22 protein-coding genes are annotated in these 24000 nt (G+C 38.9%); 9 read left to right on the top strand and 13 right to left on the bottom strand.

What is annotated here, in order from left to right:
- The first annotated feature begins 139 nt into the window (after positions 1-139).
- The 4 genes from AC1M9K_RS08045 (at position 140) to AC1M9K_RS08030 (ending at position 5021) form a co-directional block, all read left to right on the top strand.
- Positions 140-1450: a D-alanyl-D-alanine carboxypeptidase family protein gene (locus AC1M9K_RS08045; RefSeq protein WP_481588986.1), complete on the top strand. Its 1311-nt coding sequence runs from the start codon at positions 140-142 to the stop codon at positions 1448-1450.
- Between the two features lie 122 nt (positions 1451-1572).
- On the top strand, positions 1573-2859 hold the full coding sequence (locus AC1M9K_RS08040; protein ID WP_481586420.1) for an NAD(P)/FAD-dependent oxidoreductase: 1287 nt from the start codon (positions 1573-1575) through the stop codon (positions 2857-2859).
- A gap of 135 nt (positions 2860-2994) precedes the next feature.
- Positions 2995-3477 (top strand): FKBP-type peptidyl-prolyl cis-trans isomerase, encoded by a 483-nt coding sequence (locus AC1M9K_RS08035; protein ID WP_092767151.1) that lies wholly within the window; start codon positions 2995-2997, stop codon positions 3475-3477.
- A gap of 131 nt (positions 3478-3608) precedes the next feature.
- Positions 3609-5021 carry a cryptochrome/photolyase family protein gene (locus tag AC1M9K_RS08030; RefSeq protein ID WP_481588985.1) on the top strand — a complete coding sequence of 471 codons (1413 nt, stop codon included), beginning with the start codon at positions 3609-3611 and terminating at the stop codon, positions 5019-5021.
- On the opposite strand, the gene AC1M9K_RS08025 is transcribed toward AC1M9K_RS08030, so the two are convergent.
- On the bottom strand, positions 5008-5643 hold the full coding sequence (locus AC1M9K_RS08025) for an HD domain-containing protein (RefSeq protein ID WP_481588984.1): 636 nt from the start codon (positions 5641-5643) through the stop codon (positions 5008-5010). The two genes, AC1M9K_RS08030 and AC1M9K_RS08025, sit on opposite strands and share 14 nt — an antisense overlap.
- Positions 5644-5676: 33 nt before the next feature.
- Positions 5677-6456: a peroxide stress protein YaaA gene (yaaA, locus tag AC1M9K_RS08020; protein WP_481588983.1), complete on the bottom strand. Its 780-nt coding sequence runs from the start codon at positions 6454-6456 to the stop codon at positions 5677-5679.
- Positions 6457-6579: 123 nt separating this feature from the next.
- Here yaaA and AC1M9K_RS08015 point away from each other — a divergent pair, with 123 nt between their 5' ends.
- The gene (locus AC1M9K_RS08015) at positions 6580-7209 is read left to right on the top strand and encodes an alpha/beta hydrolase (RefSeq protein WP_035267316.1); all 630 of its coding nucleotides are present in this window, start codon (positions 6580-6582) and stop codon (positions 7207-7209) included.
- A gap of 67 nt (positions 7210-7276) precedes the next feature.
- On the opposite strand, the gene AC1M9K_RS08010 is transcribed toward AC1M9K_RS08015, so the two are convergent.
- The 4 genes from AC1M9K_RS08010 to AC1M9K_RS07995 form a co-directional block, all read right to left on the bottom strand.
- Positions 7277-7651: a hypothetical protein gene (locus AC1M9K_RS08010; protein ID WP_092767159.1), complete on the bottom strand. Its 375-nt coding sequence runs from the start codon at positions 7649-7651 to the stop codon at positions 7277-7279.
- A 111-nt stretch (positions 7652-7762) separates the two neighbouring features.
- On the bottom strand, positions 7763-10009 hold the full coding sequence (locus AC1M9K_RS08005) for a bifunctional prephenate dehydrogenase/3-phosphoshikimate 1-carboxyvinyltransferase (RefSeq protein WP_481588982.1): 2247 nt from the start codon (positions 10007-10009) through the stop codon (positions 7763-7765).
- A 19-nt stretch (positions 10010-10028) separates the two neighbouring features.
- Positions 10029-11138 (bottom strand): prephenate dehydratase, encoded by a 1110-nt coding sequence (pheA, locus tag AC1M9K_RS08000; protein ID WP_035267321.1) that lies wholly within the window; start codon positions 11136-11138, stop codon positions 10029-10031.
- A gap of 281 nt (positions 11139-11419) precedes the next feature.
- Positions 11420-12562 carry an acyl-CoA dehydrogenase family protein gene (locus AC1M9K_RS07995; protein ID WP_481588981.1) on the bottom strand — a complete coding sequence of 381 codons (1143 nt, stop codon included), beginning with the start codon at positions 12560-12562 and terminating at the stop codon, positions 11420-11422.
- A gap of 211 nt (positions 12563-12773) precedes the next feature.
- On the opposite strand from AC1M9K_RS07995, the gene AC1M9K_RS07990 reads away from it, so the two are divergent.
- The gene (locus AC1M9K_RS07990) at positions 12774-13775 is read left to right on the top strand and encodes a glycosyl transferase family protein (RefSeq protein WP_481588980.1); all 1002 of its coding nucleotides are present in this window, start codon (positions 12774-12776) and stop codon (positions 13773-13775) included.
- 49 nt (positions 13776-13824) lie between these two features.
- On the opposite strand, the gene AC1M9K_RS07985 is transcribed toward AC1M9K_RS07990, so the two are convergent.
- Together AC1M9K_RS07985 and AC1M9K_RS07980 are read right to left on the bottom strand one after the other, a co-directional pair.
- Entirely contained in the window at positions 13825-14091 is a 267-nt protein-coding gene (locus AC1M9K_RS07985) for a YeaC family protein (RefSeq protein WP_035267325.1), read from the bottom strand.
- Positions 14092-14093: 2 nt separating this feature from the next.
- Complete coding sequence (locus AC1M9K_RS07980) at positions 14094-15035, bottom strand: NAD(+) kinase (RefSeq protein WP_092767167.1); 942 nt, start codon at positions 15033-15035, stop codon at positions 14094-14096.
- Positions 15036-15262: 227 nt separating this feature from the next.
- Between AC1M9K_RS07980 and mrcB the strand changes: the two genes are divergently transcribed.
- A complete protein-coding gene (gene mrcB, locus AC1M9K_RS07975) occupies positions 15263-17659 on the top strand; it encodes a penicillin-binding protein 1B (RefSeq protein ID WP_092767169.1) in 2397 nt (798 codons plus the stop codon).
- Between the two features lie 26 nt (positions 17660-17685).
- Positions 17686-18255 carry a tetratricopeptide repeat protein gene (locus AC1M9K_RS07970; RefSeq protein ID WP_092767171.1) on the top strand — a complete coding sequence of 190 codons (570 nt, stop codon included), beginning with the start codon at positions 17686-17688 and terminating at the stop codon, positions 18253-18255.
- 31 nt (positions 18256-18286) lie between these two features.
- Here AC1M9K_RS07970 and AC1M9K_RS07965 read toward each other — a convergent pair whose 3' ends face one another.
- Positions 18287-19189 carry a thiamine phosphate synthase gene (locus AC1M9K_RS07965; RefSeq protein ID WP_481588979.1) on the bottom strand — a complete coding sequence of 301 codons (903 nt, stop codon included), beginning with the start codon at positions 19187-19189 and terminating at the stop codon, positions 18287-18289.
- 136 nt (positions 19190-19325) lie between these two features.
- Here AC1M9K_RS07965 and hemP point away from each other — a divergent pair, with 136 nt between their 5' ends.
- Positions 19326-19496, top strand: coding sequence for a hemin uptake protein HemP (gene hemP / locus AC1M9K_RS07960; protein WP_481588978.1), 171 nt, complete (start codon positions 19326-19328; stop codon positions 19494-19496).
- A 101-nt stretch (positions 19497-19597) separates the two neighbouring features.
- Here the strand turns inward: hemP and AC1M9K_RS07955 are convergent, their stop codons facing one another.
- The 4 genes from AC1M9K_RS07955 to tfpB all read right to left on the bottom strand — a co-directional run bounded on the left by AC1M9K_RS07955 (position 19598) and on the right by tfpB (position 23991).
- Positions 19598-20932 carry a sensor histidine kinase gene (locus AC1M9K_RS07955; RefSeq protein WP_481588977.1) on the bottom strand — a complete coding sequence of 445 codons (1335 nt, stop codon included), beginning with the start codon at positions 20930-20932 and terminating at the stop codon, positions 19598-19600.
- 9 nt (positions 20933-20941) lie between these two features.
- Complete coding sequence (locus AC1M9K_RS07950; RefSeq protein WP_481588976.1) at positions 20942-21607, bottom strand: response regulator transcription factor; 666 nt, start codon at positions 21605-21607, stop codon at positions 20942-20944.
- Between the two features lie 146 nt (positions 21608-21753).
- A complete protein-coding gene (locus AC1M9K_RS07945) occupies positions 21754-22131 on the bottom strand; it encodes a NirD/YgiW/YdeI family stress tolerance protein (RefSeq protein ID WP_035267340.1) in 378 nt (125 codons plus the stop codon).
- A 102-nt stretch (positions 22132-22233) separates the two neighbouring features.
- Positions 22234-23991: a type IV pilus assembly ATPase TfpB gene (gene tfpB, locus AC1M9K_RS07940; protein WP_180028566.1), complete on the bottom strand. Its 1758-nt coding sequence runs from the start codon at positions 23989-23991 to the stop codon at positions 22234-22236.
- Positions 23992-24000: the final 9 nt, after the last annotated feature.

Genomic DNA, 24000 nt, shown 5'->3' with positions numbered 1-24000 from the left:
GAGTAGCATTTTTTTACTTGGAGTTGCGCGATTCGTATTAATTGTCTACAAATCTGACTAGAGTTTCAGAAAAAAAAGGCATAGCATGCGGTGTGCTTGATGATCTATGCCATTGGATTGGCTTATATAGGTAAACCCGTTGAAACTCTACTCTGCTCTACTCATAATTTTTAGTTTTTTTATTGTAAATATCACACATGCTTCCTTGTTCGAAGTTGCACCAGAAAGTTTAGAAGCTGAAGCATGGACTGTCTTAGATCCACAATCAGGTCAAGTCATTACTGAACACAATAGCCATGTCCAACGTGCACCAGCTTCGTTAACCAAAATGATGGTGGCATACATCGTTCTGAAAGACATTCAAGCAGGTAAAATTAACAAAAATGAAGTTATTACTGCCACACCAGTTGTCAATGTAGTTCAATGGGATGAGTCTCAGATGTATCTGAAGCCGACTCAACAAATTACGATTGATCAGCTTTTAGCAGGCTTAATTATCATGTCTGCCAACGATGCTGCTGTCACATTGGCTGAACGAATTTCAGGATCAGTGCCTGCATTTGTTCAACGCATGAATCAAGAAGCCAAAGCAATTGGCATGAAAGATACAAACTTTGCCAATCCTGCGGGCATTACAATGGATATGCACTATTCAACAGCGCATGATTTAGCCGTGCTCGCACAAGCACTCACCAATGAAACACCCGATTACCTTGACTACTCGAAACAGCAAAGTTTTACTTACAATCAGCATTTTCACCGTGCAACGAATATCTTACTAAAACAAGATGCTACTGTTGATGGTTTAAAAACAGGGTTTACTCGTGCTGCAGGCTATAACCTTGCACTTACAGCCAACCGACCAACTCAACAATTTGAGCTCAATCAAAGAAGACTTATTGTTGTGGTACTCGGTGCTCAAAGTGGCTTCAAACGCGCTGAAATCGCACATCAACTTTTAAACCTATCCTATGCTTATACACGCAATGAAATTGCAATTAAAAATAAGCAACTAATTGCTGAACTCCCTGTAGTCGCATCGACCTTAAAAATGTTCAGAGTCGAAACTAAAAAGCCAAGTATCGTGACGACCTCTTTGTATAACACGAATCAAATGATTGATATGCGTAATTTTGACAATCAAACTCATCGTTTGATTCAAACAGATGCTTTTGGATTAACTTCAGCTCTTGAGCCTTTACAGCAAACTCAAACGCATATGAACGTCGAGCTACTAACACAATCATTAACCGCACCTATAGCGCAAATTCAGCAGTTGGCACGTATTCATATCTATCAAAATAATCGACTCATTCAAACGGTATTGATTGAGGATGAACTTCAAATTGATGAAGCATCATGGTTTGAAAGTATTTTGAATTGGTTTAAACAATTATTTAGTTTCGGATCTAGCAGTGCAAATCAAGCAAAAATCTATCCTTTAAACTGATTGCAGTTTTTTATTGTAAATCTGTAACTTGTAATACAAAAAGAACAATTCTTTAAAAAAGAGATGGCATATTAACCCCCATCTCTTTTTTATTTATGACGCTATAAAAATAGGAATATTAAATGTCGAATCTTCATCATATTGTCATTGTGGGTGGTGGTGCTGGTGGCTTAGAACTAGCAACACAACTGGGTGACACGCTGGGCAAATCTAAAAAAGCAAAAATTACATTAGTTGACCAAAAGCTTACACATATTTGGAAACCACTTTTACATGAAATTGCAGCAGGTACGTTAAGCCCAAGTGATGAAGAAACAAACTATTTTGGTCATGCTGCGAAGCATCATTATGAGTTTGTATTGGGTAAATTCGAACAATTAGATCGTGAAGCCAAGACCATTCAATTGCTCAAACCTGTGGCGTCAACCTATGATCAATCGACTGATCATTTAACGCTAAGTTATGACACTCTTATTCTAGCGGTTGGTTCGGTTTCCAATGATTTCAATACTTCAGGTGTGCAAGAACATTGTCACTATTTAGATAATCCAAAACAGGCTGAACAGTTCCAGCAGCATCTACTTCATCTTTATATCGAAGCTCAAAATAACAATGACCATCGTGAGCTGCATATTGGCATTATAGGTGCAGGTGCAACGGGTGTTGAGCTTGCAGCTGAATTAGTTCAAGCCAAACAAAACTTCTTTAAATATGGTCTTAATAAAATTGATCCTAAAAACGTCAAAATTTCGTTAATCGAAGGCGCTGATCGTATTTTACCGGCTCTTTCTGAAAAAATGTCAGACCACAGCACTAAGCAGCTTAAGCGCATGAATGTGGATATTTTAACGTCTAAGCGTGTCGAAAAAGTGGATGCTGATCAAATTTACTTTAATGATGGAAGTTCAATTCCAGCACAATTAAAAGTTTGGGCTGCAGGCATTAAAACTCCAGCAGTGATTCAAAACCTAGAAGGCTTCGAAAAAGATCGTATGGGTCGCTTACACGTATTTGCAACACTCCAAACAAAAGCAGATCCGAATGTGTTTGCTTTCGGTGATTGCGCATACTGTATTTTAGATGCCCGTGAAACAGCTTTAGGACCGCGTGCGCAAGTTGCAAGTCAACAGGCTGCTTTCCTCGTTGATGCTATGAAAGCGCGAATTTCAGGAAGATCACAACCGATGTTCAATTTTTCTGACAAAGGTTCACTTGTGTCTTTAAGTGAGAATAAAGCAGTCGGCGAATTACTAGGTCAGGTCAATGTTCAAGGATTTGTGGCGAAGTCGATGTATGTATCTCTTTACCGACTGCATCAAGCCACGATTTATGGTTATGCACAGGCAGGGTTACTCACAGCCAAAGATTTTGTGACCAGAAAAATAGCACCTAAAATCAAATTGCATTGAAAAATCTAAAAGACGCCCCAATGTAATATTTAAGCGTTATAAATTATCGAAACTGCATTTTTTTTAGAAAATTGTCTACAAAAATTGGTTTTCACTTTATGATGTACCCTTAAAATATTTGAATGGATCATTAACATGACAGTTATTGCAAATGACCTTGTGGTTTTATTTAACTATAAATTGACTAATGCAGAGGGTGAAACTCTCGATCAATCTCAAGGTGAACCACTTGCATATTTGCAAGGCGCTGGCAACATTATCCCTGGCTTAGAAAAAGCAATGTTAGGTAAAACGACTGGTGACAAATTCACAGTAACGATTCCTGCTGCTGAAGCTTATGGTGAGTACAACACTGATTTAGTTCAAGAAGTACCTAAACAAATGTTCCAAGGCGTAGACAACATCGAAGCTGGTATGCAATTCCAAGCGCAAACTGATGATGGCGTTCAAATTGTGACTGTTAAAGCTGTTGAAGGCGAAAACGTAATCGTTGATGCTAACTTCCCGCTTGCTGGTCAAGACTTAACATTTGATGTTGAAATCGTTGAAATCCGTGAAGCAACTCAAGAAGAGTTAGATCACGGTCACGTTCACGGTGTAGGTGGTCACCACCACTAAGATCTACGGATTTTAGGACAAAAAGGTGAAGCTTCTGCTTCGCCTTTTTTTTATGCAAAAAATTACAATGCTTAACGATTTAAATGATTCAAATTCTTATAATTTCCTGAGGATATTTGGATATTAATCATATGAATCTCATTTGGTTTCGTCAGGATTTAAGAGTTAGGGACAACACGGCGTTAATGGAGGCAACCCAGCATGGGAATACTTGTGCAGTGGTGATACTTTCGCCTGAACAATGGAAATTGCATGATGATGCAGTGATTAAAATTGACTTTTATCTTCGCCAACTTAAATCACTTGAAATTGAGTTAAAGCAATTTAATATCCCACTTATGGTGGAAATCGTTCCCCAATGGGACGATGTACCAGCTAGATTATTAACTTTCGCAAATAAATATCAAGTTACTGTGATACACGCCAACATTGAAATCGGCGTGAATGAGTTACATCGTGATGCACAAGTGCAGACCTTATTAGAATCGCATCAAGTAACTGTCGAGTATTATCATGACCGCACAATTTTCCCACTTGAATCAATTCGTAATCAGGCGCACCAGCCTTATCAAGTTTTTGGTGCTTATAAACGTGCATGCTATGAAATCTTGAATATCTCTGTTCCTCAACCACTCCCTGTACCTAAAGTACAGCCTCATGAGCTTATACAACGCTTTCATACCTCCAAAATTCCATCGATACATGATTTTTATCCTGATGCTCAGATTAAATATCAATGGCCTGTTGGAGAGTCATTTGCACTACAAATGCTCGAGAAATTTGTTGATGAGAATTTAGAGACGTACAAACAACAACGCGACTTTCCAAACATTGATGCAACCAGTCAATTATCACCGTATTTAAATCTAGGAATTATTTCGATTCGACAATGTTTGGCTGCAATTTTTAGTCGCTCAAATGGCAATTTTCATCTCTACTCTGATGGTCAACAAACTTGGTTAGATGAGTTATTATGGCGAGAATTTTATCAACATATCCTGTTTGACTTTCCAAGATTATCGAAATATCAACCATTCAATTTAAACACGTCTAATGTGCCATGGCGTGACGCACCCGATGAATTAAATGCTTGGAAGTTTGGACAAACTGGGATTCCAATTGTGGACGCTGGAATCCGTCAAATGCTTGAAACAGGATGGATGCACAATCGTGTCAGAATGATTGTCGCCATGTTCCTTAGTAAGAATTTGCTCATCGACTGGCGTAAAGGCGAACAATGGTTTATGCAACATTTGATAGATGGGGATTTAGCGGCAAATAATGGTGGCTGGCAATGGTGTGCTTCAACAGGTACAGATGCTGTACCTTATTTCCGTATTTTTAACCCCATTAGTCAATCACAAAAATTTGATAGTCAAGGTGATTATATTCGCAAATGGATACCTGAATTAGCTCATCTTGATGCGAAAATCATTCATGAGCCTTATGCTAAATATCCGAATCTTAAACTCAATTATCCAAAACCTATTGTTGATTTAAAGATGAGTCGACAGCGCGCATTAGCTGCTTTCAAATCAGCCTAACGAATGCTCGTTCTAAATTTTGTTTGGCTTGATTTTCTAAAGTGTCATGAAAATATGCTGTTTTATAAATGGATTCCATTTGATAAAAGCTATTAAGAACTTCATTTCGTTTTAATGTATAAATTTCAGAGGGTACCCAACTGAATTCTTGATGAATTTGCTGTTGATATTCTTCAAAACGTTTGGCGTTTGAACCGAGAATTGCAAGATCAATATCAAGTAAATAGTTAAGATCCGAATCAGATGCACAACGATGCTCTTTGGTCGCTAATATCCACTGATGAATTTTCTCACATCTCATCATCTCCATGTGAGGAGATATGATGTTCAGCATCAGATCAGCACTTTGTTGTTCATTATCGTGTGCCTTAGGCTCATAAATGACATCATGAAACCAAAGAGCCATAGAGACTGACAAAGGATCTTTTAAATTTGGTAGAACCAATTGTAAGTGTTCCATACATTCAACGATATGCTGCACTGTATGATAATGCCGATGAGGCTCACTGTAATGAACTTCTAATCTATCAAGAATAGCTATGGAATCCTCTGAGGATAGTTCAAGCTGTTGTGCAGTAGCGGCCCAGTATCTTCTGAACTGTTTTAAATATGAATCAATCATCAGACACCTTGCCCCGCTACCGCCTATTTATTTTTAAGCCGCCTGCTCATCACGTTTAAATACGAGCTCACCTTTCAAAGAACTTTCAGCATCGAAATAATAGCCGTCTGTATTGAATGATTTAAGATCATCCACAGTATTAGGTTTATTTTCGATAATATAACGTGCCATCAATCCACGCGCTTTTTTAGCATAGAAGCTTATCACTTTATATTTCCCATTTTTCTGGTCTAAAAACACGGGCTTGATAATTTCAGCTTCAATTTTGCTTTCTTTCACCGATTTATAATATTCATCGGATGCGATATTGACCAATAAATCACTTTTGGCTTCTGATAAGTCTTGATTGATCAATTGGGTAATTTCATCTCCCCAAAATTCATAAAGATTGTGACCTCGTGGATTTGCTAATTTCGTGCCCATTTCTAAACGATAAGGCATCATTAAATCCAGTGGTCGAAGTAATCCATAGAGACCTGATAGCATTCTTAAATGGCGTTGAGCATATTCTAAATCAGCTTGCGTAAGCGAATACGCATCCAGACCTGTATAAACATCGCCCTTAAAGGCAAAAATTGCTTGGCGTGAATTTGATAAATCAAGGTCTGATTGCCAATCTCTAAAGCGTTCCACGTTAAGATTCGCAATTTTTTCACTTACACTCATTAATTTGGCGATTTCTGAAGCAGACAGTTTACGACTTACGTCTATAAGCTGTTGTGAGTGGTCAAGCAATCTTGGTAAAGTATGCTCATCAGTTGGAAGTGTAGATTCATAATCTAATGTCTTAGCAGGAGAAATTAAGGCAAACATAGAAACCTGATCAAAAAACAATTAATCAAACTATAACAGTAGACTTATTTTATTTCCAATTGTGTTTTTTTTAATTATTGACGTTAAAATATACGATTCTCCTGCACGTTAATCGGTATTTTTATGTCTGAACAAATGTTCATTCAAGGCCCTGTTGGCAAAATTGAGGTTTTTGTAGATTATCCTCAGTCTGAAGTAAAAGGATTTGCGGTCGTTTGTCACCCTCACCCGCTTCAAGGTGGTACTCCTCAGCACAAAGTTCCCACTCTGCTAGCTCAAATGTTCCTTGAGCGTGGTTATATCGTTTATCGTCCAAGTTTCCGTGGATCAGGTCAAAGTGAAGGGGTTCACGATGAAGGATTCGGTGAAACAGAAGATATTTTAGAAGTCATTCGTCAAGTACGCGCGAAACACCTTACATTGCCTTTCTATGTTGGAGGCTTTAGTTTTGGTGCACATGTCATGGCGAAGGCATATCATGCACTACCTCAAGAAATTCAACCTGAACAAGTTATTCTATGTGGTTTACCAACAGCTACAGTTGCTGGTATCCGTCACTATGTTACTCCGGCAATTAAAGGTGATATTCTGTTTATTCATGGTGAGGCAGATGAAGTCACTTTATTATCCGATTTGATTGAATGGGCAAAGCCTCAACGCCATATTATTACAGTGCTACCTGGTGCTAATCACTTCTTCACAGGTTATTTGAAGCAACTTCGCGTCGCGATCACTCGCTTCCTTACGGCTTAATATAAATATTACGTGTTTCAGAAAAACCCAGTGTAGATTCTTTACATTGGGTTTGTTTTATTCCTCGTTAGGATTTCCATTCTAGCGACTGGAACGACTCATCTTCTCTTAATGTCTGCTCTACTGCTTGCGCAAGTTGTTTAATCACACTCTGCGTCTCAATTTTTTGGAACCAATCCTGTTCCTCATCTGCATGCGCACTTATTTCACATACAAAATGTCCTTCGCCATCTGGTTGATTACAGTTCACCCCTAAAGCGATTGGGTGATCAGAGACACTGACTTCTAATTCATGCGGATTCGTAGTTTGAGTGTGAAATCCATGTTGCACCAACTGTTCAGATAACAATGCTGTAACGTAAGTTTGTGCATTATCATGAGAATGACTTGAATGAGCCTTAGCGTATTTCGTTTGATCAACTAAAAATTGTAATTTTTTCATTTCCTCATCCAAAGGCTTTTTAATTATATAGAATTAGAATAAGCAATATAAACAAAACAGCCAAGCTTTTGCTTGGCTGTTTGAAAAGAAATATATAAATCTTTGGTCGTATTATTCACTAACTTGAATAGATAAACCCGCTTGTTCAGTGAGTTGAGTAAATGTTGGGAAACTTGTTGCAACGGTTTCAGTTCCCACAATTTTAATTGCGCCTGAAGTACGCAGACCCGCAATGGAGAAACTCATGGCAATACGATGATCATGATGTGACTCAATTTCACCACCTGTAAAGATAGCAGACCAATCACCAGACTTACCTTTACCTTCAATAATAATACCGTCATCCGTAGGCGTACAATCAACACCCATTGTTTTCAATCCATCAGCCATCACTTGGATTCGATCAGACTCTTTTACACGAAGTTCAGCTGCACCAGTTAACACTGTTTGACCTTCAGCACAAGCTGCAGCAATAAATAATGCTGGGAATTCATCAATCGCTAAAGGTACTTGATCTTCAGGCATGTGGATGCCTTTCAAAGTACGAGTGCCACGAATTCGAATATCAGCGATTGGTTCACCACCTGCAATTCGTTCATTCTCGACTGAAATATCAGCCCCCATTTGCTTCAAAATTTCGATCACCCCAGTACGAGTAGGGTTAATACCCACTGCCTCAAGTGTTACATCTGAATTTTCAGTAATGGCAGCACCCACCATAAAGAACGCAGCAGATGAAATATCTGAAGGCACTTGAATATTCGTGCCAACTAACTTACCACCACCTTTTAAAGAAATACGGTTACCTTCAGTTTTCACATCATACCCAAATGCACGTAACATACGCTCAGAGTGATCACGTGTCGGTTCTGGCTCAGTCACCGACGTTACACCTTCTGCCCATAAACCAGCGAGCAGAATGCCAGACTTCACTTGTGCAGAAGCCATCGGTAAATCGTAATGAATACCTTTAAGTTGCTGATTACCTGTGATCGATACTGGCGGTGTGCCACGCTCACCTGTTGTTTGAATTTGAGCACCCATTTCACGGAGTGGCTTTGCAATACGTTCCATAGGACGTTTGCTCAACGATGCATCACCAGTCATTACTGAGTCAAATTTTTGCGCAGACAACATCCCTGACAGAAGACGCATCGAAGTCCCAGAGTTACCCATATAAAGCTCACTTGCTGGAGCTTTAAGGCCATGCATTCCTACACCATGAATGGTGACTTCACCATTTTTTGGACCTTCAATATTTACACCCATATCACGGAATGCTTGAAGTGTTGCTAAGGCATCTTCACCTTCTAAGAAACCAGTAACATGTGTTGTACCTTCAGCGATCGCACCAAACATGATTGAACGGTGTGACACAGATTTGTCACCTGGCACGCTAAATTTTCCAGTAAATGATTTAGCACCCGGCAGAATATTAAATTGCTGTGTCACAGTTTTGTTCTCCATTAAAGGTTTCTTGGCAAGCATATGGTTAAAATGTTGGCGTGCTGCTTGAGCATGTCCAAGCAATCCCATGAGTGCTTTTGAATCTTCGTTTTCAATGAGCTGTCGAATATGAGCCAATTGGTTCTCAAATCCATCAACAGCATTCAAAATCGCTTTTTTATTGGCAAAGAATATGTCATGCCACATTTGTGGATCACTCGCCGCAATGCGAGAAAAGTCTCTGAAACCACCTGCTGCATAACGGAAAATGTCCAGATTATCTTCACGATTTGCAAGTTGCTCAACCAAATTGAATGCCATTAAATGTGGCAGATGACTTGTATGCGCAAGCACCTCATCATGCTTTTCCACATCCATACAAATTACTTCAGCTTGAGCAGCTTGCCATAACTGAATCAGTTTTTGCACTGCCCACTCAGCACTTGTTGCTAACGGCGTTAATATCACTTTGTGGTTAGCAAATAAATCTACTTTACCTGCATGAACACCAGTATGTTCAGCACCAGCTATTGGATGCCCTGGAACAAAACCTGCGGGTAACTGCTCACCAAAAACCGCAATTGCAGCCTCAACCACATTGCCTTTGGTACTGCCCACATCTGTAATTATAGTATCAGGAGTAATCACAGATTTGATCGAGTTTAATACAGATTGTGTAGCTCTCACGGGTAAAGCAAGAACAATTAAATCTGCATCAACCACTGCATCTTTGGCATTAGCATATCCTTCACTAATCAAACCTAAAGCTTTAGCATCTTCTAACGTTTGAACAGATCGCGTAGATGCCACAACATTTTCAGCAAGACCATGTGCTTGAATGACACGTGCTAAACTTGATCCAATCAATCCTAGCCCAATAAATGCAACTTTTTTAAATAAAGGTTGAGACATATCTAAGTATCAACTCTTTTTAAAGTACCGCAATCGGGTATGAACCAAGAACACGGATTTCTTTGACTAATGGACGAATTTCTTCGACAGCCGCACGTACGTTCTCTTGTTCGATATGCCCTTCTAAATCGATAAAGAATACATAAGCCCATTTTTCAGGCAATGCAGGTCTTGTTTCGATACTGGTCAAGCTAATGTTATGTTTAGCGAACGGCGCTAAAATTTCTAATAACGCACCTGCACGGTCATGTGCAGAGATCAATAAAGAAGTTTTATCATTACCACTTTGTGGTACTTTTTCACGCCCAATAACTAAGAAACGTGTTGTATTTTCTGGATTATCTTCAATATTGCTATGTAAAATTTCTAAATCATATAAGCTCGCAGCTGTTTCAGATGCGATTGCCGCAGAATGCCATTCATTACGGATACGGCGAGCAGCTTCAGCATTCGAACTCAAAGCCACACGTTCAACACCTGGATAATGAGCATCGAGCCAGCCACGACATTGAGCTAAAGTTTGTTGATGCGCATAGATTTGTTTAATGCTGTCTTTACGCGTATTTGAAGAAATCAAAAATTGATGATGAATACGTAATTCAACTTCACCAATCACATTTAAATGTGACGCTTTGAAACAATCAAGCGTGTGGTTAACCACACCTTCAGATGAGTTCTCAACAGGTACTAAACCATAATGTGCACTGCCTGCTTCGACTTCTCGGAACACTTCATCAATTGTAGGAAGTGGGCGCACAACCGCATCATGTCCAAAATGCTTGAGTACTGCGGAATGCGTATAAGTTCCTACTGGACCAAGGAAAGCAATGCTTTGTGGTGCTTCTAAAGCAAGACATGCAGACATAATTTCTCTAAACAAACGCGCCATCGTCACGTCAGATAAAGGACCTTCATTACGCTCCATCACATTACGCAAAACTTGTGCTTCACGCTCAGGACGATAAAACATTGGATTTTCTTCAGAAGCAAATTTTGCTTTTGCTACAGCTTCAGCAAGTCGTGCTCGACGGTTAATCAGTTGTTGGAGTTGTTGATCTACTGAGTCGATATCTTCGCGGATTTTAGCTAAGTCTAAAGAATTCGTCGTGTTTTGATCATCGTTGATCATTGTAATGTCGCCTTACAGAATCAGTTATGTAAACAGTATAACAATAGTTAGCTTTCAAATGTTAAGCAACCAAACTTTATGGCAATAAGACTTAAAAATATACAGTTGAAATAATCATCAATCCAATATGCGCTATAAATTAGAAAAAAGACAAGAACATTGAATAGGATAGCTTTAATCTTTTTTTTAAATCAGTTCGTTCTATAAGTTTTAAAATTGAAAACACATTTGAATACATCTCGCTTGTATTCATCAAGCGAGATGTAAATACGGATAGAAAATTAACGTCCTAGCATGCCACGTGCTACGATTTCTTTCATGATTTCGTTGGTTCCGCCGTAGATTCGTTGAATACGTGCATCCACAAAGAAGCGTGAAATAGGATATTCCGTCATATAGCCATAGCCACCAAAGAGTTGCAGTAGATTATCCGCCACTTTCATTTGCATATCTGTACTGAAACTTTTTAATGCAGCTGCTGTTTCAACATCCAATTTCCCTTCTTTATACAATGCTAGGTTTTGATTATAAAACGCGGCTGTAGCCAGTTCATCGATTTTCGCTTGTGCTAAAACAAAACGAGAATTTTGGAATTGTCCAATTTTTTGACCAAAGGCCTGACGCTCTTGGACATATTGAACAGTCACATCAATTGAACCTCGAATTGCCCCTAATGCTGTCGCAGCAATCGCTGTCCGCTCACGTGGTAATTCTTGCATCAAATATGCAAATCCCTGACCCGCTTGACCTAAAAGCTGATCAGCTGGAACTTTTACATTGTCAAAAAAGAGTTCCGAAGTATCTTGGGAATGCAAACCGATTTTGTCGAGATTTGTGCCTTTTTTAAACCCTTCTAAATGAGTATCAACCAATAGAAGTGAGACGCCTTTAGCACGTGCCTGAGGATCTGTTTTAACGGCAAGCACAACCAAGTCTGCATGCTGACCATTTGAAATAAAAGTTTTAGAGCCATTCAAAACATAATGATTACCATTCAAAATGGCATTCGTACGGATGGCTTGTAAATCAGAACCAGCACCTGGCTCTGTCATTCCAATTGCCCCGACCACTTCACCAGAAACCATTTTTGGCAACCAGTATTTTTTTTGTTCTTCGTTCGCGATATGTAGAATATATGGTGCTGCAATTTCTGAGTGACATGAAATACCTGTCGATAATGCGCTATAACCTGCACGTGCCGACTCTTCAACCAACATTAAAGAATATTCTGTTGGAACACCATAACCACCATATTCTTCAGGAACATCTACGCACAAGAAGCCATTTTCACCAAGTGCATTCCACACTGAACGTGGCATTTTTCCTTCGCGTTCCCACTGCTCATAATAAGGAGCAACGTGCTCACTCATAAAACGTTTGAAATTATCACGGAATAATTCTAAATCTGCATCATATGCCAACATTCTTGTGTTCCTTACACTTCATTTTTTTATAAGTTTTCATGCTATCCCGTTTTTTTCCAGTTGTCATGGACAAAAGCGCTTGAAAATTCATACAATTTGGTCAGTCTCAAAAGCTAAAAATAATGCTTGATCATTGAATTTGATATTTAGCTTTTATTCGAAGCATCATTCCACGTTACAATGTCATTAAGAACATCCAACTGCATTGATCATGAATACAAAACGTAATTTATATAAAGACTTTGAACATCCATTTGCGCAATTTGTTCGTATTCTTGGCAAAGGAAAAAATGGTGCGCGATCACTGACCTATGAAGAAGCCTATCAAGCATTTGAGATGATTTTAAAAAATGAGGTATTAGACGTTCAGCTGGGTGCTTTTTTAATGCTTTTACGAGTGAAAGAAGAATCTGTAGATGAACTGGCTGGCTTTGTGCAAGCGACTCGTGATCAACTTAAATTTAGAGCTATTGATGTCGACCTAGACTGGTCTTCTTACGCGGGGAAACGCAAACACTATCCGTGGTTTATCTTATCGGCGTTAACCTTAGCAAAACATGGTCATCGTATTGTAATGCATGGGGCTTCTGGACATACCATCAATCGATTATATACAGAACAAGTTTTAGAGTATTTAGGTTATACCATTTGTCAAAATGAAAACGAAGTGGCATCAGAACTGAATCAGCATAACTTTGCCTATATACCACTCGAAGTCATTTCACCTACCTTGAGTGATTTAATTGCATTACGCAATATCATGGGCTTACGCTCACCCATTCATACGCTTTCACGACTCATCAATCCCTTCAATGCCAAAGCCACTTTGCAAGCAATATTTCACCCTGCGTATCGCAGTTCTCATCAACAGACTGCTGCCAAATTAGGTTACGTTAACAGTGCGGTGATTAAAGGTGAAGGCGGTGAATTTGAACGAAACCCAGATGCAAAAACCTTAATTTGCGGTATACGAGACGGTGAACTGTATGAGCTTGAACTTCCGAAACTCACAGCTGATCGTTCAGCAATTGAAGAAGAGTTGAACTTAGATACTTTCAATGCCGTATGGTTAGGTGATGCCCACCATAGCTATGGAGAGGTGGCTGTTATTGAAACTATGGCAATCGCAATCTACACTATGAATGTGGCTGAAACATTTACACAAGCACAGACCTTGGCTCAAGAATACTGGCAGTCACGTCATCGAGTTTAAATTCGGATTAAAAAAAGACACTATCAGGTGTCTTTTTTAACATAGAAGATTATACAAAACGTATAGGTTGAAATTCTGGCTCTGGAACATGTGAATCACATTCATCACCTTCCTCTTTATGACCTTTATCAATATACCCTGATCTTTCTGTTTCTGGCAGATTTTTAGCTTCCCAAGCAATGACTGCTTGCATTGAAATCTGACGCTGCTCTTGAGTTAAAGCTACACCGTTTGGCCATTTACCGATTTCAACGGCAGTTCTTAAACGAGCAACGATGTCTGCATCCAAAACTGATAACATTTGTTCAATATTCATGTTTAGTCCTGCTGATGAAATGAATCGTAATCTTGATTCCATCCTAGTTTGGTACGACATGCCATATAAAAGTCGTATCCAGGTGGATGTAATAAAGTAAGTTTGAAAGGATGTTTGCGAATATGCAACCAATCACCTTCATTTAAAGAAACACTGTGTTGCCCATCAGCACTCACCATTGGCAACACTCGATTCTTACGAATTTGAATTTTAATTTCACTTTGACCACCCACCACAATCGGACGAGAAGAAAGCGTATGCGGGTGCATTGGCACTAGCGCGATCGCATCCATACTTGGGTGCAAAATTGGACCGCCACCAGAAAGTGCGTATGCTGTTGAACCCGTAGGTGTCGATACAATCAAACCATCACTGTGTTGGCGATAAACATATTGACCATCAATATGAAGATCAAACTCAATCATATGGACTGACTTACCTGAATGCAGAACCACATCATTCAATGCTATTGCATCATAAATCAGTTCATTTTTACTACGAACTTCGACTTCTAATAAAAAACGGCGATCTAGCTGAAACTCACCTTTCAAGACTTGATCTAATTTAAATAACACTTCTGTCGGTTTGATATCTGTTAGGAAACCTAAACGCCCACGGTTTACCCCGATGACGGGAGTATTGTATTTCACTAAAGATCTAGCCGCTTGAAGCAATGAACCATCACCACCTACGACAATCACCAAATCTGTAACTTCACCCAATAAAGCTCGACTGACCGTTTGCGAATTTTTATAAGGGACCAATTTAGCGGTTTCTGAATCAAAAACTGGATGCAAACCTAAACTAATCAAATGGTCATGAATTAGACTTAAAGTCTCAACCACAGATGATTTATCTGGTCGTCCAATTAATCCAATATTACGAAATGACTTTGCTGAAAGTTGCACGTATGCTACGGCTCCAGATGAATTGTTGAGTATCATATCATCATCATTCTGTGACTTACATATTTCAAGCCTGTTTCATGTTATGAATTTCACGAATAATTTCACATTTCCCCAACTTAAAATCTTAATTTTCTCCTTAATATTGAATTAGATAAATCATTACATTTATCTAAAAAAGGCATAAATTCACAGTTTAATTATTGCAAATTATAAAAAAGCTTCGCATGATGAGCGCAATAAAACAGGGTTTTGCTTTTTGATCTATGAAGTTTGAACGTGGTATTGGCTTAATTGCATTGATTTTCTCAGTGCTGGTGATTTCTGCATTTGTGGCTTTTAGTATTTATCTAATCCGCTTAGATAATATTATTCGCGATAAATTTGAAGGCAATCGTTGGGATATTCCAGCGAAAGTATATGCACGCCCCTTGGAAGTTTATGCTAATGCACCCGTTGAGCAACAAAACTTCATTCAAGAGCTAGGTCTGTTGGGTTATAAAAACGCTGAAGACTATACCAAGCCAGGTAATTTTTTGGTTCAAGGCAATACTATATATGTCCACACGCGTGGCTTCGATTTTGGTGATAGTGTAGAACCAGAACAAATCCTCCAAGTCAGTTTTGGCGCTAGTCAAATTTCAGAGATTAAAGCAACAAAACCATCGAGTACGGGGATTGCCCGTCTAGAACCAATGTTAGTTGGGGGAATCTACCCTCAACACAACGAGGACCGTGTTCTCATTAAACTCAATCGTGTTCCTAAACCTTTAATTCAAGCGCTTATTGCCACTGAAGACCGCAACTTCTATCATCATCACGGCGTCTCGTTTCGTGGTACAGCACGCGCAGTTGTAAGCAACGTTACTGGTGGTAAGCGTCAAGGTGGTTCTACACTCACACAGCAATTGGTTAAAAACTTTTATTTGACCCCTGAACGTACAATCAAACGTAAAGTGAATGAAGCCTTTATGGCGTTGTTGCTTGAGTTTCATTATGACAAAGATGAAATTCTGGAAGCATATTTGAATGAAGTTAATTTAGGACAAAATGGTAATTACTCGATCAATGGCTATGGTTTAGCGTCTCAATTTTATTTTGGTTTACCACTTAGAGAATTGAGTATAGCGCAACAGGCTTTCCTTGTCGGACTCGTTCAAGGTCCTAGCTTATACAATCCTTGGAGAAATCCTGAAAGTGCATTAAAACGCCGTAATGTTGTTCTAAACAATATGTTAGTCATGGGATATTTGACTGAAGAGCAATATGAAACTGAGTCAGCTAAACCTTTAAACGTGATTAAAAAACCGACTTTAGGCCCAGCTCGCTTCCCTGATTTCCTAGACATCGTTCGTCGTCAACTCAAAACAGAATACCAAGAAAGCGATTTAACGAAACAAGGTCTTCGAATTTTCACCACATTAGATCCAATCGCACAAATCAAAGTACAAAAATCATTTACAGATTCAGTATCAAGACTGTCTAAGACCAATCCTGCACGCTTGAAAGAGCTTCAAGGCGCGGTATTAGTTTCTCACCCTGAAAATGGTGAATTGATTGCAGCCGTAGGTTCAGTATCTGACTTCACAGGTTTTAACCGCGCAGTTGATGCAAAACGTCAGGTAGGCTCATTATTAAAACCTGTTATTTTCCTAACTGCTTTGGAATCTGGTCGTTATAACTGGGCGACGGCAATCGAAGACTCGCCAATTAGTGTGCCAGTCGATCGCAATCAGACTTGGACACCCAAAAATTATAGCGGAACTTCGTATGGTTACGTCCCAATGGTTCAAGCTTTAGCCAATTCGTATAACCTATCTACAGTTCGCTTAGGACAAGAATTTGGACTTTCTTCATTTACCAATCATTTAATGAAGTTTGGCGTGACTTCACCTATTCCAAATTACCCATCGATTTTCTTAGGGGCTGTTGAAATGTCGCCTATGGAAATCATGAATATTTATGGCAACTTTGCAACTGGAGGGTTTAAATATCCTACAAAATCTATCCGAACAGTTGTTGATACCAATGGGCAGCTCATTAATCGCTACAGTTTAAATGTTCAACAAACGATCGACCCATCGGCTGCTTATATTTTAAATTACGGATTACAACGTGTGATGTCGGCAGGTACAGGACGTGCTGCTTATAACGGCCTCGCTCCGAATCTAAATCTAGCGGGTAAATCAGGTACGACCAATGATACAAGGGACTCGTGGTTCGCGGGGTATTCAGGTAATCATTTGGCAGTTGTCTGGCTTGGATTAGATGATAATAAAGTGACAGGCTTAACGGGCTCATCTGGCGCTTTACCCGTGTGGACCAACGTAATGAAGCAACTGAAGCAAAAACCTGTCAATTTACGTCAACCTGATGAAGTACAGTGGCATTGGATTGACTCAAATAGCGGTGAGCTTTCAGCACAAGGTTGTCAAGGTGCGCTCTATGTACCGATACTTAAATATACTGTTCCTCGTCGCGCAACAGCATGTGGCTTACCACACTACCAAGTAGAGCCGACTTACGTTCCTGAAACGAATGCAGAAGAAATTCCAGCAGAAGACAGCATCGACCAATATATTCGTGAGAGCGAAACAGAAATGGAACGGGATTTAAATACGAATGCCACTCGAGTACTTTCGAGTGGAAGTTATAATCCTTAAAATAAGTTTAGGAGGAGTTAAGGTTAATGACAAAACTGAATTTTAGCGTACTATTCGCCAGCATATTACTCTTAGGCGGTTGCCAAACTTTAACCTCCCCTAAAAACTCACAACCGTCTCAGAAACCTAAACAAGCTGAGACTAAAACAACACCATCTCAAAAAGATGCCGATGGTATTAAAATTACGCCTTATGATCGACCCGAGATTAAACGGGAACAATTACAAATTGTTATTCCTGAACAGAAAAGCTCAACTCAAAAATTCGATGATGGCCGCCAACTTCCCGCATTTAAAAATCTAATGCAACAAACCCATCATGCATTTCGTCAAGCAAAATGGAGTGAAGCTGAGAAAGCCGCACTCCAAGCACAAAGACTTGCCCCTCAATCTGCAGAGACCTATATGTATCTCGCGATGATTGCCAATCAAAAAAATGAGGCAAAAAATGCTGAATCGTTGGCAAAACGAGGTCTCAGTTATGCTCAAACAGCAACGATGAAGCGACAACTTTGGCAAATTATTTTGAAATCAGGTCAACTCCAAAAAAATCAAAAACTCATCCAAGAAGCACAAAACCAAATCAAGAAATTTTGATGTAAGCATGAGTTTTGCTTTTTTAATGCCTTTAAAAAGCACGAATACCAGCAATTCCATAAGCTCCATGTTGTATGGCCTGATCTAATAATTCAGGCTTCATACCGCCTAGCGCATAAACTGGTATATGTATATCTTTTGATAACAATTCAAACTGCGTCCAACCTAAGGGTGCTTGCTGAGGATGCGATGTTGTACACAGTACTGGACTTAAAAATATTGCATCAAAACCTAACGCTACAGCTCGACTGACACTAGAATGGTCATGACAGGATGCGATGCGTTTAATGCCCTTCCATTCCTCCATAAATGAATCAGAATTTAATTGCATCAATTGATCATGTTTAAATTGTACGGCAAATACTTTTTTCTGATTTGATTCTGATAATCCTATCCACACATCACGATTGATAATGAGCTGATCCAGTTGATTATACTGGTTGAGTTGCAGCGCAAAATCTAAAGCATTTTCAGTTCTCAAATAGCTAACTCGATTAAGATCAATGGTTGTATCGAGACGATCTATATTTTTTATTGCAATTTTATTCGGCCAGAGTAGTCGTTTAACAATGGCATCATTGGCTTTAGGAAAATTCAAAATGGTTAGTGCTGAACGATCATGCCATGTCCAAGGACTTTCAATATGATCTAGTAGAGACTGATCTACATAAGCCTGATAAATGTGCAATTTTACGATTAGATCTTCATATTCATGCGTAATAATATCGAATAAATAGACATGATCTAGAAAAATTCCCACCTCTTCTTGAACTTCACGCTTGCAAGCTTGTTCAGGAGTTTCACCTAACTCCACTTTTCCTCCAGGAAACTCAGCTTTATCCCCCTGATGTAAAGAGACTTCTCTCCACCCGACAAGAACTTGATTTTTGTGGAATAACAACGCTATAGAAACATTAAGTGTTTTTTTTGACATGATTATCTTTCAAAAAATGAGTGCTTAATTGTAAGCATTTTATGTTTTTTTATAAATGAGAAAAATTATCGTTGACAGCCCTATTCGATAATGATTATCATTTAAATCGTTCACCACATACCACGGAGTCCAAGGAATGAACGCACCATTTAACTTATTCACACGTAATAACGAAAACCACCAAGCATTACCAATGCTTCACTCAAATAATCTATTTGCTCTAGGCAGAGAAATTCGCATCATGCATGCAGGAGAAGAATATCGCCTTCGTCTCACACGAAATAATCGACTCATTTTGACAAAATAAAAATTCTAAAATTTGATAATAATAATCGTGGAACTAAGCAGTATGAATCAGCGCATACTGCTTCTTTAATTTTATTTCTTCAAATTTGTTGATAATTAATTTTAATGAAATTTAATTTCAACTTTTAACCCACCTAACTCCGATTTCTTAAATACAATCTCGGCTTGATGTAGTTCGACAATTTTACGGCAAATTGATAATCCTAATCCTGAGCCCGATGTACGTGTGCCTAACTTACGATAAAATCTTTCTCCCAGCCGATCAATTACTGTTTGCTCAATGCCGTGACCTTCATTTTCAATCACAAATAGAATTTCATTATTATTTTGTTTGATTGAAATATCAACGATTCCATTCGGTGGCGTATAGCGGATTGCATTATCGACTAAATTTCGGATGCAGCTAAACATTAACTCAGGATTTGCATTAATCGCATGATTTCCTAACTCAGTTTTAAACTGAATGTTTTTTTCTTGGCTCAAAGGTTGTACTGAATGTAAAACCTCTTTCGTCAAACGGTCTAAATCTATGGACTGTATCGGTACATCTTGCGTTGAAGATGGGTCAAGTCTAGCCAACAAAAGTAAATTTTCTAAAATATTTGAGCCTCTACTCACATCTTTTAGAATCTGCTCTAAGTCTTGTGACAAATCCTCATGATCAGACTGGTATTTTCGTTTTAAAAGTTGTAACCGCATTTGAATCGCTGAAAGTGGCGACCTTAATTCATGGGATGCATCTGCTGTAAAACGTTGTTCCGCAGTAATTGCCCGATCTAAACGCTCCATCATTTGGTTTATTTGACTCACAATAGGTTGCAGTTCTTTTAATTCTGGTTTTGAAGGTGTAATCGGTGATAAATCCTTAACGGTCTTTTGCGATATTAATTTTGAAAGTTGGTGAATAGATCGAAACTGACGTCGTATAATAAAGTGTAGAATAAACCATTGAATGCCCCATAAAATAATGAGAACACCACCGTAGCCCAGCAAACTTTTGAATAACTGATCAACACGCGCTGACATGGGTTGAAGCATAGTTAGAATTTGCTGATCGCTTTGTTCACTGTAATAACGAAATAATCGTCCTTCTAGCCAAACATAACCAAAGTGATCATTCTGAAAAAAGACCTTGGAACCAATTTGACTGAAAGCAAGGTCTTGCGATTCAATCAAAATAAGTTCATTGAGCTTTAACTCATATTTGATATCAAATTGTTCACTTAAATCATCTAACTCATTTCCCACATGACTTGAAATATCACTGACCAAAATCAAATCGGCGATTTCATCCATCATATTGTCATGGGTCTGCATGTTCTGGTAAAACGAGATCACCAATAAAAGAATTAATGCGACAACGCCCGCCAACATCGAACTGAGCATTGAAGACTTAACAAGACGATGTTGTAAAGATATAGGTTGCTGATCCAACACTGTTCTACCTTAAACCTGATCCAGATTCATTCGATAACCTAATCCACGAATCGTTTTAATCATGGTTGAGCCTATTTTTTTCCGAATCTGATAAATAAAAACTTCAACTGCATTACTTTCGATTTCATCACCCCATGCATATAAGGACTCTTCTAGTTGCTCACGTGTCACAACACGTTCAGGATGTTGCATCAACTTATATAAAATTTGGTACTCTTTCGCTGTAAGATTGACAATTTCTGAATTCAATTTAACAACTTTGGTTTGGGGGTCCAAACTCACGGATCCATACATTAGGATTTGAGACGTGCCTTTGTGCTGAGTACGTAGTTGTGCTCTCACTCTCGCCGAGAGCTCATCTAAACTGAATGGTTTAACTAGATAATCATTAGCACCCAAATCAAGTCCTCCAACACGATCTTGGATACTGTCTTGGGCTGTAATAAAAATAACTGGTGTATTGTGTTGGTGTTTTCTTAAATGTGTCAGAATGTCATCACCAGTTGCTTTCGGTAATCCACGATCAAGTAATAAACAATCATATTGATGCTGCTCAATTGCTAATATCGCATGATCTCCACGCTCGACCCAATCAACACTATATCCATCCATTTCTAACCAAGCTTTGATACTTTCAGCTTGTGACACATCATCTTCTGCTAATAATATACGCATGTCTCTCTTCACTAAGTCACAATTCATTCACTATAAAGTTTTTCAAAAAAAGATGCATAAAAAAACCACATTTCTGGAGAATGTGGTTTTTTTGGTTTGAGTACTTGAAAGCCATAAATCAAATACTCAATTTAGTAGATAGCTCATTAAAATTGAACTTGATCTACATCAATTTCTACACGCTTAGCAGGCTTATAATCAATATCCACTTCACCAATTAATACCACAGGTGTTTTTGCAGAGATTGGTTTACCTTGCCAAAGTTCATCATCAATATCCACAGTGATCACACCCGTGCTATCGCGGAATTGATATTTTTCATCACCAGTTGCCTTAACAATATAGCCTTTTAATTTCACTGGCGTATCATCTTTGGCAGTTAAAGCACTTTTAACAGTCGTAATTGCTTGCGGTGCAATTGCTGCATGATTAACAGCACTTTGGTTCACTGCCGTATTAGCCATTGCAAATGTAGTTGCACCGACTAAAGCTGTCGCGATTAAAGCTTGATTTAACACTTTCATTTTCTATACCTTTTCAAGTGATGTTTGTTTCGATGAAGCTATTAAAACAAACAAAGCTGAAGCGAATCTTAAGAAATATGAATATTTATTAATCTTTGACAATTAACTTAGTGGTACGACTCTTAGCACCTCTTCTAACGTCGTTACCCCTTCAAGGACTTTTCGAGCACCCGCAATACGCAACGGTTCTACACCTTCTTTTTTTGCGTGAGCACGTAATTCATCTAAATTAAGATTAGCACTGATTTTTTGTTTTGTTTCTAGAGACACAGGCATAAACTCATATATACCCACCCGACCCTTATACCCTGTGTGACGACAATGTTCACAACCTTTGGCATGATACACTTGAGCAGGCATCTTCACTAAATACCCATAGGTCAGATGCTCCCATTCTTGAGCATTAGTTTCCCGTTTTTCTTTACAATGAGAACATAATTTTCTGACTAACCTTTGCGCCAATACCCCTAAGATTGTTGCCGCTGTTAAAAATGGCTGCACCCCTAGATCATGTAAACGAGTCAAGCTTGAAGGTGCATCATTTGTATGAAGTGTTGAAAGTACGAGATGACCTGTTAATGCAGCTTGAATCGCCATATTTGCTGTATCTTGGTCTCGGATTTCCCCAACCATGATAATGTCTGGATCTTGGCGCATAAGGGCACGTACACCATCGGCGAAATGAAGATCAATTGCAGGGTTTACCTGCATCTGATTGAAGCTCGGCTCTATCATCTCAATAGGATCTTCAATCGTACAAACATTTAATTGCTCAGTCGCAAGTTGTTTCATTGATGAATACAAGGTTGTGGTTTTACCTGAACCAGTTGGACCTGTCACTAAAATGATGCCGTGACTATTTTTGGTAATGGCATTCCATTGCTCTAGCAGTTTTCCTTCAAAACCCAGTTGTTGGAAACTCCTCACTAATACTTCAGGATCAAAAATTCGCATTACCATTTTTTCGCCTGCCGCAGTAGGCAGAGTTGATAAACGTAGTTCAGTTTCTTGCCCCTTAGGTGTACGCGTTTTTAATCGCCCATCCTGAGGACGTCGTTTTTCTGCAACGTTCATACGACCCAGAATTTTAATACGAGAAATTACTGCCGTGAGTGTATTGCTAGGCATGTTATAAATCGTGTGCAGCACGCCATCGATACGGAATCTAACGCGTCCTTTCTCCGAACGAGGCTCAAGATGAATATCACTCGCACCCTGTTCAAAGGCAAATTGAAGCAACCAGTCGACTAATTTTACGATGTGCTGATCGTTGGCATCAGGATTTTGACTATCACCCAATTGTAAAAGGGATTCAACACCTCGGCTCTGTCGGTCGTAAGCTCCTGAATATTGAGAGGAGTTTACTGCTCGGCTCACTTGATAATATTCAATCAAGTAACGTTGTAACTGCTCTGGATTCAATAAAACCTTAACAATTTTTTTAGGACTTAAGCTCTTTTCTAAATTCTTGACCCAATCATCCAAGAATGGTTGATCTGTACCAATTAAGATCTGATCAGGATGCACTTCCACAGCAAGAATTTTATTTTTGAATGCATATTCTTGTGACATGACCTGAGTCAGTGCTGCAACATCTGCTTTAAGCGGGTCGATCACATAATATTGGAGTTGTGTTTTTAATGCTAACCACTCGCATAAACGTTGCAGTGTTAACTTATGTTGAGGTTGAACTTGATCTACCAATTCAAAATGAGCAATCCACTGCAATGGATGCCATTTAAATTGATCTTTTTGGCGGTGTCGGGTTTGTATGAGCAACTTATCTCGCTCTAAAATACGACCATCTTTTAGTAGTTGTTCTAAACACCATGTTGTATCAATTTCAAAATTAAAATTCATTCAAATTGC

This window comes from Acinetobacter sp. 24-47-67, assembly GCF_056779735.1.
The sequence above is the reverse complement of the archived record's forward strand: the minus strand, read 5'-3'. Positions and strand labels throughout refer to the sequence as shown.